The organism is Marinibaculum pumilum, assembly GCF_042646425.1.
Lineage (GTDB): Bacteria > Pseudomonadota > Alphaproteobacteria > Ferrovibrionales > Ferrovibrionaceae > Marinibaculum > Marinibaculum pumilum.
Genome location: NZ_JBHRTR010000028.1, coordinates 749,287 through 763,502 on the forward strand (window position 1 = coordinate 749,287; position 14,216 = coordinate 763,502).

At 64.9% G+C, this 14,216-nt stretch carries 19 protein-coding genes; 17 read left to right on the forward strand and 2 right to left on the reverse strand.

Translation table 11 applies throughout. The features are described 5' to 3' along the window. The first annotated feature begins 283 nt into the window (after positions 1-283). The 4 genes from dnaB to ACFOGJ_RS16135 are packed head-to-tail and all read left to right on the forward strand — an operon-like array spanning position 284 to position 2,761. The gene (gene dnaB / locus ACFOGJ_RS16120) at positions 284-1,681 is read left to right on the forward strand and encodes a replicative DNA helicase (protein ID WP_379902201.1); all 1,398 of its coding nucleotides are present in this window, start codon (positions 284-286) and stop codon (positions 1,679-1,681) included. Beyond that, positions 1,678-2,448 carry a hypothetical protein gene (locus ACFOGJ_RS16125; RefSeq protein WP_379902203.1) on the forward strand — a complete coding sequence of 257 codons (771 nt, stop codon included), beginning with the start codon at positions 1,678-1,680 and terminating at the stop codon, positions 2,446-2,448. Before dnaB ends, ACFOGJ_RS16125 begins: the two co-directional genes overlap by 4 nt. 14 nt (positions 2,449-2,462) lie before the next feature. Then, positions 2,463-2,609, forward strand: coding sequence for a hypothetical protein (locus tag ACFOGJ_RS16130; protein ID WP_379902205.1), 147 nt, complete (start codon positions 2,463-2,465; stop codon positions 2,607-2,609). After that, entirely contained in the window at positions 2,609-2,761 is a 153-nt protein-coding gene (locus tag ACFOGJ_RS16135) for a hypothetical protein (protein WP_379902207.1), read from the forward strand. The genes ACFOGJ_RS16130 and ACFOGJ_RS16135 overlap by 1 nt, the downstream gene beginning before the upstream one ends. A gap of 221 nt (positions 2,762-2,982) precedes the next feature. Here the strand turns inward: ACFOGJ_RS16135 and ACFOGJ_RS16140 are convergent, their stop codons facing one another. Next, the gene (locus ACFOGJ_RS16140; RefSeq protein WP_379902209.1) at positions 2,983-3,186 is read right to left on the reverse strand and encodes a helix-turn-helix domain-containing protein; all 204 of its coding nucleotides are present in this window, start codon (positions 3,184-3,186) and stop codon (positions 2,983-2,985) included. Then, a complete protein-coding gene (locus tag ACFOGJ_RS16145) occupies positions 3,183-3,392 on the reverse strand; it encodes a hypothetical protein (RefSeq protein WP_379902211.1) in 210 nt (69 codons plus the stop codon). Before ACFOGJ_RS16145 ends, ACFOGJ_RS16140 begins: the two co-directional genes overlap by 4 nt. A 91-nt stretch (positions 3,393-3,483) precedes the next feature. Here ACFOGJ_RS16145 and ACFOGJ_RS16150 point away from each other — a divergent pair, with 91 nt between their 5' ends. From ACFOGJ_RS16150 to ACFOGJ_RS16210, 13 genes are all read left to right on the forward strand, one after another. Further along, entirely contained in the window at positions 3,484-3,903 is a 420-nt protein-coding gene (locus ACFOGJ_RS16150) for a hypothetical protein (protein WP_379902213.1), read from the forward strand. A 342-nt stretch (positions 3,904-4,245) separates the two neighbouring features. Beyond that, positions 4,246-4,542 (forward strand): hypothetical protein, encoded by a 297-nt coding sequence (locus ACFOGJ_RS16155; protein ID WP_379902215.1) that lies wholly within the window; start codon positions 4,246-4,248, stop codon positions 4,540-4,542. Next, positions 4,535-5,872: a terminase large subunit domain-containing protein gene (locus ACFOGJ_RS16160; RefSeq protein WP_379902216.1), complete on the forward strand. Its 1,338-nt coding sequence runs from the start codon at positions 4,535-4,537 to the stop codon at positions 5,870-5,872. The genes ACFOGJ_RS16155 and ACFOGJ_RS16160 overlap by 8 nt, the downstream gene beginning before the upstream one ends. Beyond that, a complete protein-coding gene (locus ACFOGJ_RS16165; RefSeq protein WP_379902218.1) occupies positions 5,872-6,234 on the forward strand; it encodes a hypothetical protein in 363 nt (120 codons plus the stop codon). Before ACFOGJ_RS16160 ends, ACFOGJ_RS16165 begins: the two co-directional genes overlap by 1 nt. Beyond that, positions 6,227-8,242: a portal protein gene (locus tag ACFOGJ_RS16170; protein ID WP_379902220.1), complete on the forward strand. Its 2,016-nt coding sequence runs from the start codon at positions 6,227-6,229 to the stop codon at positions 8,240-8,242. Before ACFOGJ_RS16165 ends, ACFOGJ_RS16170 begins: the two co-directional genes overlap by 8 nt. 20 nt (positions 8,243-8,262) lie before the next feature. Further along, a complete protein-coding gene (locus tag ACFOGJ_RS16175; RefSeq protein WP_379902222.1) occupies positions 8,263-8,448 on the forward strand; it encodes a hypothetical protein in 186 nt (61 codons plus the stop codon). Then, the gene (locus ACFOGJ_RS16180) at positions 8,445-8,672 is read left to right on the forward strand and encodes a hypothetical protein (protein ID WP_379902224.1); all 228 of its coding nucleotides are present in this window, start codon (positions 8,445-8,447) and stop codon (positions 8,670-8,672) included. Before ACFOGJ_RS16175 ends, ACFOGJ_RS16180 begins: the two co-directional genes overlap by 4 nt. After that, positions 8,672-9,778 (forward strand): hypothetical protein, encoded by a 1,107-nt coding sequence (locus ACFOGJ_RS16185; protein ID WP_379902226.1) that lies wholly within the window; start codon positions 8,672-8,674, stop codon positions 9,776-9,778. Before ACFOGJ_RS16180 ends, ACFOGJ_RS16185 begins: the two co-directional genes overlap by 1 nt. Positions 9,779-9,810: 32 nt before the next feature. Then, positions 9,811-10,776, forward strand: coding sequence for a phage major capsid protein (locus tag ACFOGJ_RS16190; protein ID WP_379902228.1), 966 nt, complete (start codon positions 9,811-9,813; stop codon positions 10,774-10,776). A 13-nt stretch (positions 10,777-10,789) separates the two neighbouring features. Next, positions 10,790-11,284 carry a hypothetical protein gene (locus ACFOGJ_RS16195; RefSeq protein ID WP_379902230.1) on the forward strand — a complete coding sequence of 165 codons (495 nt, stop codon included), beginning with the start codon at positions 10,790-10,792 and terminating at the stop codon, positions 11,282-11,284. Next, positions 11,284-12,972 (forward strand): 6-hydroxymethylpterin diphosphokinase MptE-like protein, encoded by a 1,689-nt coding sequence (locus ACFOGJ_RS16200; RefSeq protein ID WP_379902232.1) that lies wholly within the window; start codon positions 11,284-11,286, stop codon positions 12,970-12,972. Before ACFOGJ_RS16195 ends, ACFOGJ_RS16200 begins: the two co-directional genes overlap by 1 nt. Beyond that, positions 12,962-13,528, forward strand: coding sequence for a hypothetical protein (locus ACFOGJ_RS16205; protein WP_379902234.1), 567 nt, complete (start codon positions 12,962-12,964; stop codon positions 13,526-13,528). Before ACFOGJ_RS16200 ends, ACFOGJ_RS16205 begins: the two co-directional genes overlap by 11 nt. Continuing rightward, on the forward strand, positions 13,494-14,210 hold the full coding sequence (locus ACFOGJ_RS16210; protein WP_379902236.1) for a phage adaptor protein: 717 nt from the start codon (positions 13,494-13,496) through the stop codon (positions 14,208-14,210). The genes ACFOGJ_RS16205 and ACFOGJ_RS16210 overlap by 35 nt, the downstream gene beginning before the upstream one ends. Positions 14,211-14,216: the final 6 nt, after the last annotated feature.

Genomic DNA, 14,216 nt, shown 5'->3' on the forward strand with positions numbered 1-14,216 from the left:
TCGAACATGGTCAAGGCCACGGAGGATTGGCTGGTCAGTCGCGGCTACCTGACCGACGACAGCGCCGTGGATGCCATGCACGTCTACCGGGTCCGGCATGCCGAGTTCGACGGGGTGCGGGTGACTGTCCGCTCTCTGGCCATCTCTCAGGCAAGGGAGGCGGCAGAGTAGATGGCTGGCCGTCCGCGCATCCACGGCATTTTTCCCGCGAACCCGGGGTGCTTGCACGCAGGCCGCGTCGATCTGTGGAATATGGGTGTCCACCTTCAACGGAGGCGGACACATGGCATTCGCTGAGAGCCTGTCACCACAGAAAGAGCCCCCGCACAACATCGAGGCGGAGCAGGAGGTGTTGGGCGCCGTCCTGGTGGACAACGATCTCGCCCAAGACTTCCGGGCCTTCCTGACCGCTGAGGACTTCTACCACCCCGCCCACGGTCGCATCTGGGATGCGGCCATCCGGGAGATCGACAGGGGCGGCTTGGCGGACCCGGTGACGCTCAGGGGCGCGGCGGACCTTGTCGAGGGTCTTGAGGCAGTCGGGGGCGGTCAGTACCTCGGGCAACTGGTTGACGCGCTGTCGTCGCGCCGGACGGCCCCGGCCTACGCCCGGACGGTGCATGCGCTCGCCGTCCGCCGCCGCCTCATCGCATGGGGCGAGGATATCGCATCGGCGGCGGCGACGGAACTGGACGGGGACGCGGCCGACCTGATCTCGGAAGCCGAACGGGCGCTGGCGGAGATCGCAGCGACCGGGGCGGAACTGCCCGTCTATGACTTCGACGCCGTCATTGCCAGCACGCTGGAGACGATCTCCGCCCGGATGTCCGGGGAAACGCCGGGGGCGCTGCCCACGGGGCTTACCGACTTCGACCGGCAGACCGGGGGGCTGCACCTCTGCGACCTGCATGTGATCGCGGGGCGGCCCAGCATGGGCAAGTCCGCACTGTCCGGGACCATCGCATTCAACGTGGCGCGGGCCGGGCATGGGGTCCTGTTCAACAGCCTGGAAATGGCGCGGGACCAGCTCGGCGTGCGGCTCCTGAGCATGGACAGCCGCGTCACCTATTCCGACGCATGGCAGGGCCGCATCGGCAGGGAAGACTATCAGCGGATGTATGCGGCCGGCGAACGGCTTCGGTCTTTGCCGATCCACATTGCCGATCGGGGGCGAATGTCCATGGCCGACGTGCGCCAGGCGCTGCGGACGGCCAAGCGGCGGAATCCGATCAAGCTGGTGATCGTGGATTACATCCAGATTGCCCAGATGGACGACCGGTACCGCGGCAACAGGGTCGCGGAGATCTCCGAGATCACGGCGGCGCTCAAGGCCCTGGCGAAGAACGAAGGCGTGGCGGTGGTGGCACTGTCGCAGCTCTCCCGCGAAAGCGAGAAGCGGCCGGACCCGACCCCGATCCTGTCGGACCTGCGGGAGTCCGGCTCAATCGAGCAGGACGCCGACGCGGTGACCTTCGTCCACCGGCCTGAAGTCTACTTGCAACGCAAGGTGGACAACGCGGACCCGGAACAGGCGAGCAAGTACGCGGCGGCGCTGGCCCGGTCCCGGAACATCGCCGAACTGATCGTGGCCAAGCAGCGCATGGGGCCGCTGGGCAAGGTCGAGACCTATTTCGACGGGCGCACCAGCCGGTTCGCTGATCTGTCTGCAAGGGGTGAATGATGGACTGGTTCCGCTCGCATCACGGTGCGCCGACCGATCCGAAGTGGATCACGATCGCACGCCGGGCAGGTGTTCGCCCCGGTGACGTTGCCGCGATCTGGTGGGCGCTCCTGGACCATGCAAGCCAGCATGAGGACCGTGGCAGTCTTGAGGGCTTCGACGCGGAGTTTCTTGCTGGGGCCTTCGGGTACGAGGAAGGCGATATTGCCAGGGTCATCGAAGCGCTGACCGAAAAGCGGATCGTCGTGGATGGCCGGATAGCCAACTGGAGCAAGCGGCAGCCCAAGCGCGAAGACGACAGCCGCGAACGGGTGCGGGCGTCACGGGAGCGGAAACGTGCGGATGAAACGCCGGGTAACGCGGGTGTAACGCAACGTAACGCGCGCGCCGAATCTGTAACGCACGGTAACTCTAGAACAGAGCAGAACAGAGAAGAACAGAACAGAGAAGATACCCCCCCTACCCCCCCGAGGGGCGACGACGATTCCGGCTATGCGTTCGAGGGCGAAGTCATCCGCTTGAAGACCAAGGACCTGAAAGCCTGGCGAGAGGCATACCACGGAATCAGCGACCTTCTGAGCGAGCTTCGGGCCATTGACGATTGGCTCCGGGACAAGCCGGACAAGCGGAAGCGATGGTTCCCGGCCGTGTCGGGGATGCTGCGGACGAAGCATCAGGAGGCGTTGGCGGCGAAGGCGCGGGCCAGCCCGGAGAACGACCCGCTACTGCGGCGCTGGGGCGCGGAAGCCCCGGCGGTGACCCGCTGACGGAGGGCGGAGGCATGAGCGAGGCGAGCAAGCTGGACATGTTCGAGATGGGCGTGAATGCAGGCCGGGATTTGGCTTGGGCCGATGCGGTCGCATGGATTCTGGCGACTGGTGTTGTCGCCTTCCTCGCCGGCTTCCTCCTGGCATGGGGGACGATGTGATGCGGTTGCACTTGCTCGGGCAAGACGACGGGTTTGCCCTGATCGGCAACGCCGCGGCGATTGCGCTTTCGATGCTGTTCGTGGGCGGCGCGCTTCTGGCGCTGGTGCGGGTTGCGATCCTAGTCGCGCAGTCGGCGCAGGGGTGCGGCTGATGGCGCGTAAGAATGTGACCGACCAAGAGATCCGAGCAAAGGCGCCGCCGGCTGTTGTCGTGACAGTGAAGGTGTTGCGTGAGAAGGCGAGGACCATGCAGGAGCGTGGGGAAGCATCGACTTACTCGTATTGGTCTGGCGTTCTGCACTCGGCTGACGTGATCCGGTCGGCAATGATTGAGGCCGGCACATGGCCCGAAGGGGAGGGGGAAGGCTGATGCTCACTCCGCCGGCATCACAGGCGGGAACCGCCACTGCTGGGTCAATGCGACGTACCCGGCGGCAAGCTGGACAGCGGTGGGGATATCGGCGCGGCCGTTTTCCCAGCTGTTCCACTGCCGGAGCCCGTATCCCATGCGCTCAGCGGCCTCGGCCTGTGTCAGACCGAGGCGCTTGCGCCAGTCGCGAAGGGAGGCGGGGGTCATGCCCGCTCAATCCAGATGCCGAACAGGTCGCTGTCCTCATGGCCCACGACGCTCAGGCAGACATCCTTGCCGATGCTGGTGATCGCCCTGGCTTCGGCCTCGACCGCACCGGCGCCGATGGCGGCCTCGACAGCCTCCGGGATCGTGTCGAACTCCCCGATCTCGCGGGCTTCGTGGTGGGCTTGGGAATAGGTCACTGCGTACATCGTCTTGTTCCTCTGTCCTGCGGGCCCATCCCGTCTGATACAGTACATATAAGCACTCACTGCGCATAAGAAAGGGGCTAGGACGCAGAAAATGCAAAAAATCGCACCCGACCACGGCACAGACGGGCAGGCGGCGATGGCTCGTCAGCGGGAGGTCGTGACAGTCCCGGGGGTGGGCAAGCACGTCCGGTACAACGATGCCTGCCTGCTGGATGCACTCAGGGCGCAGAAGCAGATCACCGACCCGATGTACGAGGCTGGCATCTGGTTCCGGGAGCGCTGGTTCGACGCTGGCTTGGTCCGTCGCTGCACCATGTCCGGTGGGGGCGGTGGGGGTGCGGAGCCGAGTCAGGCGCAGGAGTGGAACGCCAAGTGCTACGACGACACGCTGCGCGCCCTGCCGGGATATTCCATGACGCTGATCGCTGTGTGCTGCGAGGACAGCCCGCGGCATCTGGTGGTGACGCGCCGGGCGCTGGCTGCGCTGGCTGAGCATCGGGGGATCAGGTGATGGGGGTGTTCCCGACGGGGCTAAGCATGGAGCCATGGCCAACCACTGAGGAATGGGCGGAGTACGAAGCCTTGGGGAGCGAGGCGAAAAAGGCGGAATGGATCCAGCGGTGGCACATGGAGAACGTCTGGCTGCCGCGCTGGAAGGCGGAGCGCGAGGCTGAGGAGAAAGCTATCGCGGAGCGGTGGCCGGGATGAAGTTGTTGACAGACCTTCCAGCTTCTGAAACACTGGCTTTCGAGGGTGGGCGAAGTGCGCCCAAAACGCATGCCCGCGCGCTGGGCCGCATCGTCCACCGAGAGCCCGTCACGGAGAGATCCGCGGCGGGCTTTTTCGTGGCTGATTGGTAATCAAGGAAATTCAAATGCCGGCCGGTGGGAAGAGACCAGGAGCCGGAAGGCCGAAGGGGTCACGGACCAAGGTCGGCCAAGAGCTTCGCGACGCAGCCCAGAAGTACACCAAGGACGCCCTGCAAACGCTGGTGGCCATCGCCAAGAAGGGTGAGAGCGAGGCCGCCCGAGTGTCGGCGGCGTGTGCGATACTGGATAGGGCACACGGAAAGCCGGTGCAGGCGCATGAGCACGGCGGCGAGGATGGCAAGGCCATTCGCATCATCCTGACGAGCGAGGCTGATGGCTGAGTCTGTCGAGATCGTGGACCTCTCCGACCAGCTGCGCCCGCAGCAACGAGAGATCGCCGCGCGGATGCGCCGGTTCTCGGTCCTGGTCTGCCATCGGCGTTTCGGCAAGACGGTGCTGATGCTGCTGGTCCTGCTGTCCAGGGCGCTGGACAACCGCAAGACGGCGCCGCGGTATGCCTACATCGCTCCGTATCGGGTGCAGGCCAAGGAAGTGGCGTGGGACTACCTGAAGCGCTTCGCCGGGGCGATACCTGGTGCGGAGTTCAACGAGGGGGAGCTGCGCTGCGACCTGCCCGGCGGGGCGCGTATCCAGCTGTACGGCGCAGACAACCCGGACCGGATGCGTGGCCTGTATCTGGACGGGGCTGTCTTCGACGAGTATGCGCAGATCAACCCGAGCACCTGGACGGAGATCGTCCGGCCGATGCTGACCGATCGGAAGGGGTGGGCTGCGTTCATTGGCACTGTGGCGGGCAGGGACGCATTCTTCCGCCTGTACGAGCATGCCAAGGGGCAGATGGCGGATGGCAACCCGGACTGGTTCGCTGCCCTGTACCGGGCGAGCCGGACGGGGATCGTGGACGAGGCGGAGCTTCGGGACGCTGCAGCGCTGATGACCTCGGACGAGTACGACCGGGAGTTTGAGTGCGACTTCGACGCTGCCGTGCCGGGCACGTTCTACGCTCAGGCACTGAGAGAGGCGGAGGATTCCGGCCGGGTCGGTGTTGTCCCGTGGGAGCCGGATCGCCCGGTGCATACGGCATGGGATATCGGGTTCTCGGACGATACGGCCATCTGGTTCTACCAGCAGGTTGGTAGGGCGCTGCATGTGATCGACTTCTACGCCAGCAACGGCGAGGGGATCGGCCACTACGTCAACGAGCTTCAGCGGCGGCCGTACACCTACGGCAAGCACTTTGGCCCGCACGACCTGCGGCCTAAGACGATGGCGAGCAACGGGCGGTCCCTGTGGGAGCAGGCCAAGAGCCTGGGGTGCACCTTCCACATCGTGCCCGAGCTGGGCGTGAACGACGGCATCAACGCGGTTCGCCGGATCATGCCTCGGCTGTGGATCGACGCGGAGAAGTGCGCGGCCGGGCTGGACGCCCTGCGGCTGTACCGGCGCGAGTGGGACGACGACAAAAAGGCGTTCAAGGACAAGCCGCTGCACGACTGGACTTCGCATGCGGCGGACGCGATGCGGTATCTGGCTGTTGGGTATACGGAGCAGCGGCCGGATGAGTTCCCCGGCCCGCCCCGCTCTGTGCCGACGTGGAACGAGGCGGCGGCGATGATCGACCGGGGGTCGCGGCAGAGGGAGTGGGCGTGATGGCTGATCTATCGAGCGTCGAGATCATCATCCCGCCGTTGCGCTTGCGTCCTGCGGCAAAGGTGACGGCGCGTCAGCGGCGGGAGAATGATGACGCGCGAGCTTTCGCCATCTCGGGAAAGCATAGGCTGCCATCCAAGGAGGAGGACGCGGCGTTCAGGCGGAAGGGCGCTAAGTGGTCAGCAGTTGCAGGGCTAGCTTCGCTGGTGCTTGTTATGCTGTGGCGGGCCGGTGTGGTTTCTGGCGATGTGGCTATGTCTGCGCTGGTGGGGTTTGTCGCTCTCGGTATGACGAGTGCCGCTGCCTTAGCCGTGATTGCGGCCGCTCAGGCCATTCGGCGCAAGAGGAAGCGCTATGGCTGAAGCCTACGAGACAGAGCGCGATGACACAGCCCCGGCGCCCGATGGTCCGGGGCTTTTTCGTCACTGGAAGCGCTGCATCGAAACCGCCGGGCGAAAAGAGGAAGAGTGGCGCAAGGCCGGCATGTCCGTCGTGGAGAAGTACCGTGACGAGAAGCGCCAGAAGCAGGCGGGCAAGCGGCAGCACAAGTTCAACATGCTGTGGTCGAACACCGAGGTTCAGGCGTCGGCCATCTTCCAGGGCAATGTGCAGCCTGACATCCGGCGCCGGTATCGGACCCCCGACCCAACGGGCAAGGAGGGCGCAACGATCATCGAGCGCTCGCTCGCCTACATGGCGGACGAATGCGACTACGACGACGTGATCCGCAGGATTGTGCAGGACATGCTCTTGCCCGGCCGTGGCGTGGCCAGGGTGCGCTACGACTATCAGCCCGGCCCCGATGGGGTGCCGGTGGGCGAGAAGGTGCCTGTCGAGTACGTGGATTGGCGCTGGTTCCGCCGCGATCCTGATGCGGATCGTTGGGAAGATGTGACCTGGATCGCCTTTGGCGGGCAGATGACCCGCCGGCAGCTTGTGGAGGCGTTCGGCAGGAAGGGGCGTGAGGTCAACCTCTCTGCGACCGACGATCCCGAGCAGGACAAGGAAGAGAGCGAGGATAGCGAGGTATATCGCGCCGCGCGGGTGTGGGAGATCTGGGACAAGACGGATAGGACGGTCAAATACTGGTGCCAGGGGTATCAGGACGGTCTGTTGGCGGAGACGGACCCGCCCTATGACCTTCGGGGCTTTTTCCCGTGCCCTCGCCCCATCTACGCCGTGCAGACCAACGATACGCTGATCCCTGTGCCTGAGTACGAGCAGTGGCGGGACCAGGCGGCGGAACTGAACAAGGTCACGGATCGCATCGACAAGGTGGTGGATGCGATCCGGGTTCGGGGCGTTTATCCGGCGTCGGACGGCGCCGAAATCGCCCGGCTGATGCAGGGCGACGACAACGACCTGATTCCCGTGGAAAACTGGCCGGCCCTGATGGAGAAGGGCGGCCTGAAAGACGTTCTCCAGTGGATGCCGATCGACATCCTGAAGGACGTGCTGGAGAGCCTGTACATTCAGCGGGACAGCATCAAGCAGACGATCTACGAGATCACGGGAATCAGCGACATTCTCCGCGGCGCGACGGATGCTCGGGAGACGGCGACGGCGCAGGAGATCAAGTCCAAGTTCGGCTCCTTGCGCATCGAGCGCAAGCGGGGCGAGGTCAACCGGCTCTGTCGGGACCTGATGGAGATGCAGGCGGAGATCGTCGCGGAGCATTTCCAGCCGCAGACCCTGTCCATGATGACGGGTGTGCAGGTGACGCCCGAGGTCATGCAGATGCTGCGCGATGACCGGATGCGGTCGTACCGGATCGACGTGGAGACCGAAGACAGCATCCAGGCCCAGAGCGAGGAAGAGAAGCGGGCGGCGCTGGAATTGCTGAACGCCATCGGCGGCATGGCGGAGGGCGTCGGGGCTGTCATTCAGTCGGGGCTGATCTCGCAGCAGGCGGCGCGGGCCGTGGTAATGGCCGTCGTGCGGCAGTTCCGGTTCGGCAAAGACGTTGAGAACGCGATGGAGGAAGGCGAGGCGGAGATGGCGCAGCAGCCGCCCAAGCCTGACCCCGAGGCGGAGGCAGCGCAGGCCAAGGCCCAAGCCGAGCAGATGAAGGCTCAAGCGCAGGTGCAGAAGACGCAGGGAGACATGCAGTTGGCCCAGGCCAAGGGGCAGGTCGAGATGCAGACCTTGCAGGCCCGGTCGCAGGCTGAGGCGCAGAAGGTGGCGCTAGAGATTCAGGTGCAGCAGCAGGAGCATGCGCTGAAGATGGCGGAGATGCAGGCGGAGCTACAGAAGCTTGCCGCTGAGGTCGAGATGGCGCGGGAGAAGGGTGAGATCGACCGGGAGAACGTGGAGGCTAAGGCCAAGGCGCAGCGTGCGCAGGCCCGGCGGAAGCAGAGGGCGGACGCATAGTGGGGCAGTGGCGACCGCGCATGACGACCGTCGAGCAGGTCGAGGATGAGATCCGGCGGCGGATGCAAGCATCCAACGACTGGGCGGCCGAGCAGGGGACGCAGGAGGCTAACAATCAAGCCGTGAAAGAAATCGCTGATCTGGGCGACTTGCTGCGGTTCATCAATGGCCAGCGCCCGCACGGATGGCCGGAGGATGCGCCATGACCACCTACGTCCTGCGAGCCGGCAAGCTCGTCGAGAAGGCCAAGGCCAGCCCCCGCACTGAAAAGGCGGGGGCTTTTTCGTACATGCCCGACATCGAGCCGTTCCGCGCCCCGTCGCGCCGCGGCGAGATCCTGTCGAGCCGGAAGCACGTCCGCGACTTCGAGCGTGCGTATGAGTGCCGGCAGGTGGGCAACGACATGGACCCGACGAAACCGAGGTACTGATGACCGAAGTCAACGAGGACGCGGGCACTCCGACACCGGAGCCAGCCCCGGCCGAAGACGACGATTTCGCTTCCGCTCTCGCGGAGGCACTGGAAGGCGCCGAAGCCCTGGACGCCCCCGACGACGGGGCAGAGGGCGCCGGCCGCACCCGAGATGAGCGCGGGCGCTTCACGAAGGCGGAAGCCGACGATGAGGGCGACAGCGACGGGGCGGACGATGGCGCTGACGAAGACGACGAGGATTCACCGGACCAGGACCAGACGGAGAAAGGCGAAGAGCCTGCCGTCACCCCGGCGCCGGCACACTGGTCCGCAGAGGACAAGGCGTGGTTCGAGACGCTGAACGCACAGCAGCGGGATGGCGTTCTCGGCCGCATCAAGTCCATCGAGGCGGGCTTCACGCCCAAGCTACAGGAGGCCGCGGCAGCCAACGAGTTCAAGCGTGCGTTCGATAATGTGGTCAATCCCTTCCTGCCGATGATCGAGGCGGAGGGCGGCAATCCCATCGCGGCGGTTGCCAGCCTGCTCCAGACGGCGGCAGTACTCAGGCAGGGCACGCCACAGCAGAAAGCGCAGTTGCTTGGCCAGGTGGCCCAGCAGTTCGGCATCTCCATCGACGACATCGACGAGGCCCCGCCCGTGCAGCGGCCGGACCCCGTCGTCGCGCAACTTCAGCAGCAGGTACAGCAGCTACGTTCCGGCCTTTCCGGCTTCGTCCAATCCCAGCAGCAGCGGGAGCGGGAGAGCATCGGCAAGGCATGGGCCGACTTCGCCGCGAGCAACGACTTCGCCGCCGACCTGGAGGCCGACATGGCACGGCTCATCCAGTCCGGCGCGGCGACCGGCTCCACCCACGCAGAGACGCTGAGCAACGCCTACCGGATGGCCCTGGCGACCCGCGACGACCTGCAGCAGCAGGTCAACGCGAAGCGCGAGGCTGAGCGCAGGAAGGCCGAGGAAGCGAAGGCGCGGGAGGCGGCGGAGAAGGCCCGCAAGGCCAAGGGCGTCCCCCTGAAGACCGGGGGCAAGCCCGACCGTCCGAAGTCCGACCGATCCTTGGAAGAGGAATTGGCCGAGCAACTGGCCAACGCCGCCGGCTACAGCTGACCACCTGCTGCGATGCCTGAAGGAAACAGGAGATGGCATCGCCGAACCCGACCTATACCGAGATCGTCACCACGACGATCGAGAACCGGCAGCGCAAGCTTGCCGACAACGTCACCGAGCACAACGCGCTTCTGCGTCACCTGAAGTCGAAGGGGCAGATCAAGACGACCTCCGGCGGTCGCGTGATCGTGGAGGAGCTGGAATACGCCGAGAACAGCACGTTCCAGCGCTACAGCGGCTACGAGGTCCTGGACATCTCGCCGTCCGACATCATGACGGCGGCAGAGTTCAACTGGAAGCAGTACGCCGTCAATGTCACCTACTCCGGCCTGGAGGCGGTGATTCAGAACGCCGGCAAGGAGAAGTTCATCGACCTGGTCGCCTCGCGCATCCGCAATGCGGAGAAGACGATGGCGAACAACCTGGCGGTGGACATCTACTCGGACGGGACGGCCACGTCCGGCAAGCAGATCGGCGGCCTGGAACTGCTGGTGGCGGATTCCCCGACCTCGGGGACCGTAGGCGGCATCGACCGCGGCACGTATTCGTGGTGGCAGAACAACATCGTCAACACGTCCACGATCACGGCGTCGAACATCCAGACCTATATGAACCAGCTCTGGATCGAGACGGTGCGGGGCGCGGACACGCCGGACCTCATGGTGTTCGACGACGCGTTCTTCCGCCTCTACTGGGAGTCCCTGCAGGCCAACCAGCGGTTCACCTCGGATCGCCGGGCGGCGGCCGGCTTCACCAACATCCTGTTCATGGACCAGCCAGTGTTCTTCGAGAAGTCGGGTGACGGCGGGATTGCCGCCAACCATGGCTACTTCCTGAACACCGACTATATCCGGCTGCGCGTCCATCCCCAGCGGAACATGACCCCGCTGCGGGAGAAGACGAGCGTGAACCAGGACGCGACGGTCATCCCGATCCTCTGGGCCGGCAACATGACCATCAGCAACAGCGCCCGCCAGGGCGTGCTGAAGAACCCGTAAGGAGGGCTTCGGAATGACTCAGTTCGCAATTTCGGGGCAGATCGGCGTCGGCCTGACGACGGTCACCTCCGCGACGGGTTCGTCCAACAACGAGGGCGGCCTGTTCGCTCTGGGCACGATGGTGCACTCGAACGGCAACAAGTACGTGTACGTGCTGTCGTCGGGTGCGATCTTCCAGTACGCCACCGTGGCCATCGACACCGACAACAAGGCGCGTCCGGTGACGAAGGCGCGGGCGGACGGCGGCGAGCGTATCGCCTTTGCGCAGACCGCCATCCCGGCAACCTCGTTCGGGTGGGTCTGCTACGAGGGCAACGACATCTCCGTGACCGTCAAGGCGTCGTGCGCGGCCGATGCGCCGCTCTACACCACGTCTTCGGCGGGCGTGCTGGACGACACCGTCACCTCGCAGACCCTGATCCGGGGCGTGGTCATCAACACCGTGGCCTCGGGTTCCAAGGTCGCGCGCGCCGGTCAGGCATACGCCGTGCAGGCGGATGTGTCCTGATGACGGAAGGCAAGGGGGAGGGGGCAACCTCTCCCCCCACCTTCACCTATGACATGAGCATGGCGCCGGCCTCGTTCGATTTCGTGACCTGGCTTGGGGTATGTTCGACCGCCGCTCAGGGGCCGTGGGATTTGCAGGTCCTGCCTGGCCCCAACCAAGGGTTCCGCCAAGACGACCTGCCCCCGCAGGATATCGAGATGCGGCGGCAGTTCTTCGACAACGTCATGCTTCCTGCCATCCGGATGTTCCCGGTGCGGCATCTGTCGGTATATCCGGCCGATCCCCTTCCGCGGACGATGCCGAACTACATGGTATCGGATCTTCAGCAGGCGAAGCCGATCGTTGGTCTGACGGTTCCTGAATGGGCGCTGCGGACGGTGCGGACAGTCTATTCCGAGCCGTTCGTGACGATCACGACCAGGGAGGCGTCGCACTGGTCTATCCGCAATTCCAACATGGAAGAATGGCGCAAGGTCGCGAAGGCGATGGAGGCGAAGGGCTTCCGCGTCGTCTGGCTCAGGGACGCGGAGAAGGAGATCGGCCCCGGCTTCTCGGTCATCATGCGCGCGGCCCTGTACGAGTGCGCGCACATGAACTTCGGGGTCAGCAATGGCCCGATGATGCTGGCCTACCTCAATCCCAAGGCCCGGTACATCGTCAGCAAGATCATTGCCGATACCCCGGTCACGTCCCAGCAATGGATGAGCCGGCTTGGGCTGGCCTATGGGGACGATTGGCCTTGGTCGCTGCCGGGGCAAAAGCTGTTGTGGACGGAGGATCGGGCGGATTCGGTCCTGAAGACCTATGACGAGGTCCGGGGCGATTATCCCAAAGGCGCGTTCCCGGCGTGGATGCCGGACGCGCTGTTCCGGTCCAGGGTCAATGTGGGCAAGGATGGGTTGCGGGAGCGGGTGGCGGCCAATTTGGAGCGGACAGATGTGTCCTGGATCGGCCCTGAGTTCCGGTTGCCGGAGACGGTCCTGATCGTCGGCGGCGCTCCGTCCGTCGCTGACAACCTGCGTGACATCCGGGCGCGACAGAAGCGCGGCGCGGCGGTCATAGCCCTGTCGGGCGCCCATGACTGGCTGATCTCTAAGCGGATCGTGCCCGACTACATGATGATGCTGGACGCGCGGCCGGGGAATGCCGACTTCGTCCAGAAGCCCCATGCGAGAGTGCGGTATCTGATCGCCTCGCAGTGCGACGACCAGGTGTTCAAGACCCTTGCGGAAAAGGGTGTGCCGCCGGATCGAATAGTCATGTGGCATGTCTACGACCCGGACATCGTGGACATATACGAAGGCAAGGTCGGCGAGAGCCGGCCTTTTTTGTTGATTGGGGGCGGGAACACCGTGGGACTGCGGGCGATGTACTTCGCCCCTCAGTTCGGCGCTCGGACCCTGCACATCTATGGCATGGACAGTTCCTATCGGGAGAAGGCCAACCACGCCTTTGCCCAGCCGTTGAACGACGGCGAGGAGCAGATGGAGTTCATCGCCGGCAAGAAGGCTTTCATCTGCGCGCCGTGGATGGCGAAGCAGGCGGAGGACTACCAGCACCAGCTGGTCGGCCTGTGGCAAACGGGCGTGTCCGTCCATGTCCACGGCGACGGGCTGATCCCGCACATCCACCGCGAGATGTGCCGGAAGCGCAAGTCAATCGACGAGGAGAAAGCACGTGCAGCATAGCTCGCAGCATGTCGAGTTCTACCGGCGGACGGTCCAGGACAACAACCGCACTTCCATTGAGGGGCGGCCAGTGTTCGACGACAAGGTCTATTGCCGGATCTTCATCCCCGGCGACATGAAGAACGTCTGGGACCAGCCGGTGCGGGAGAAGGACAAGCAGCGGTTTCCCCAGCAGTGGGCCGCGTTCATCAACGACGACGACCGGCCCTCGGGCACGCCCCTGCACACCCTGACGATCATCTATCCGAGCGAGTTCCGGCCTGCGGACGCGGAGACGCTGAAGGCGCAGAAGGTGTTCACGGTCGAGCAGCTTTCGGCGCTGCCGGATTCCGCGATCAAGGTGCTGGGCCCGGCCTCCCGTCAGTGGGTGAAGCTGGCGCAGGACCATCTGGCGAAGTCCGACACGTCCGGGCTGAAGGAGGAAAACGAGGCCCTGCGGTCGGAGATGGAGGAACTGAAGGCGCAGATGGCGGAGTTGATGCAGCGGCGCAAGGGCGGCCGGCCCCCGAAGGTGAAGACCGATGAGCCTGCTGACGATCGTTCAGAACACGTGTGACGCGCTGGGGCTGTCCCGCCCTACCGCGATCATCTCGTCAACGGATGCTCAGGTCCGGCAGATGCTGTCCCTGTCCAACCGGGGGGCGAAGCTGCTTGCGCGTCAGCACGATTGGGCGGTGCTGACGAAGGAGCACACGTTCACCACCGCCAATGCGGATGCGGACTATGCATTCCCGTCCGACTACGACCGGATCGCCATGCATACGGCATGGGACCGGTCGAACTATTGGGAGATCCGCGAGGCCATTCCGGGGTTCATCTGGCAGGCCCTGAAGTCGGGGATCGTGGTCCCGCCGGGCTTGCGGAAGTCCTACCGGATCAAGGCTGTTTCCAACGCCCGACAGTTGTTCATCGACCCCACGCCAACGGCGACGGAAACGCTCGTCTACGAGTATTTCTCGAACGGCTGGAACCAGACCTCTGGGGGGACGGCCCAAGCGGCTTGGGCGAACGATACTGATACCGCGCTGCTGGATGAGGAGCTGCTGACCTTCGATCTGGTCTGGCGTTTCCGCCAGGCGCAGGGGCTGGGGGGCTGGGAGGAAGACTACCAGATGTGTCGCAACTACCTGGAACTGCTGAAGGCGCAGGACAAGGGCGCGGCGGTTCTCTCCGCCAACGGCATGGACTGGCACCTGGGGCAGGCGAATATCCAGGACGGCAGCTACCCGAGTTCGTAGATGCGC

Coding starts and splice junctions, on each gene's coding strand:
- dnaB (WP_379902201.1), top strand. CDS start 284: ATGGCATTCGCTGAGAGCCTGTCACCACAGAAAGAGCCCCCGCACAAC.
- ACFOGJ_RS16125 (WP_379902203.1), top strand. CDS start 1,678: ATGATGGACTGGTTCCGCTCGCATCACGGTGCGCCGACCGATCCGAAG.
- ACFOGJ_RS16130 (WP_379902205.1), top strand. CDS start 2,463: ATGAGCGAGGCGAGCAAGCTGGACATGTTCGAGATGGGCGTGAATGCA.
- ACFOGJ_RS16135 (WP_379902207.1), top strand. CDS start 2,609: ATGCGGTTGCACTTGCTCGGGCAAGACGACGGGTTTGCCCTGATCGGC.
- ACFOGJ_RS16140 (WP_379902209.1), bottom strand. CDS start 3,186: ATGACCCCCGCCTCCCTTCGCGACTGGCGCAAGCGCCTCGGTCTGACA.
- ACFOGJ_RS16145 (WP_379902211.1), bottom strand. CDS start 3,392: ATGTACGCAGTGACCTATTCCCAAGCCCACCACGAAGCCCGCGAGATC.
- ACFOGJ_RS16150 (WP_379902213.1), top strand. CDS start 3,484: ATGCAAAAAATCGCACCCGACCACGGCACAGACGGGCAGGCGGCGATG.
- ACFOGJ_RS16160 (WP_379902216.1), top strand. CDS start 4,535: ATGGCTGAGTCTGTCGAGATCGTGGACCTCTCCGACCAGCTGCGCCCG.
- ACFOGJ_RS16165 (WP_379902218.1), top strand. CDS start 5,872: ATGGCTGATCTATCGAGCGTCGAGATCATCATCCCGCCGTTGCGCTTG.
- ACFOGJ_RS16170 (WP_379902220.1), top strand. CDS start 6,227: ATGGCTGAAGCCTACGAGACAGAGCGCGATGACACAGCCCCGGCGCCC.
- ACFOGJ_RS16175 (WP_379902222.1), top strand. CDS start 8,263: ATGACGACCGTCGAGCAGGTCGAGGATGAGATCCGGCGGCGGATGCAA.
- ACFOGJ_RS16180 (WP_379902224.1), top strand. CDS start 8,445: ATGACCACCTACGTCCTGCGAGCCGGCAAGCTCGTCGAGAAGGCCAAG.
- ACFOGJ_RS16185 (WP_379902226.1), top strand. CDS start 8,672: ATGACCGAAGTCAACGAGGACGCGGGCACTCCGACACCGGAGCCAGCC.
- ACFOGJ_RS16190 (WP_379902228.1), top strand. CDS start 9,811: ATGGCATCGCCGAACCCGACCTATACCGAGATCGTCACCACGACGATC.
- ACFOGJ_RS16195 (WP_379902230.1), top strand. CDS start 10,790: ATGACTCAGTTCGCAATTTCGGGGCAGATCGGCGTCGGCCTGACGACG.
- ACFOGJ_RS16200 (WP_379902232.1), top strand. CDS start 11,284: ATGACGGAAGGCAAGGGGGAGGGGGCAACCTCTCCCCCCACCTTCACC.
- ACFOGJ_RS16210 (WP_379902236.1), top strand. CDS start 13,494: ATGAGCCTGCTGACGATCGTTCAGAACACGTGTGACGCGCTGGGGCTG.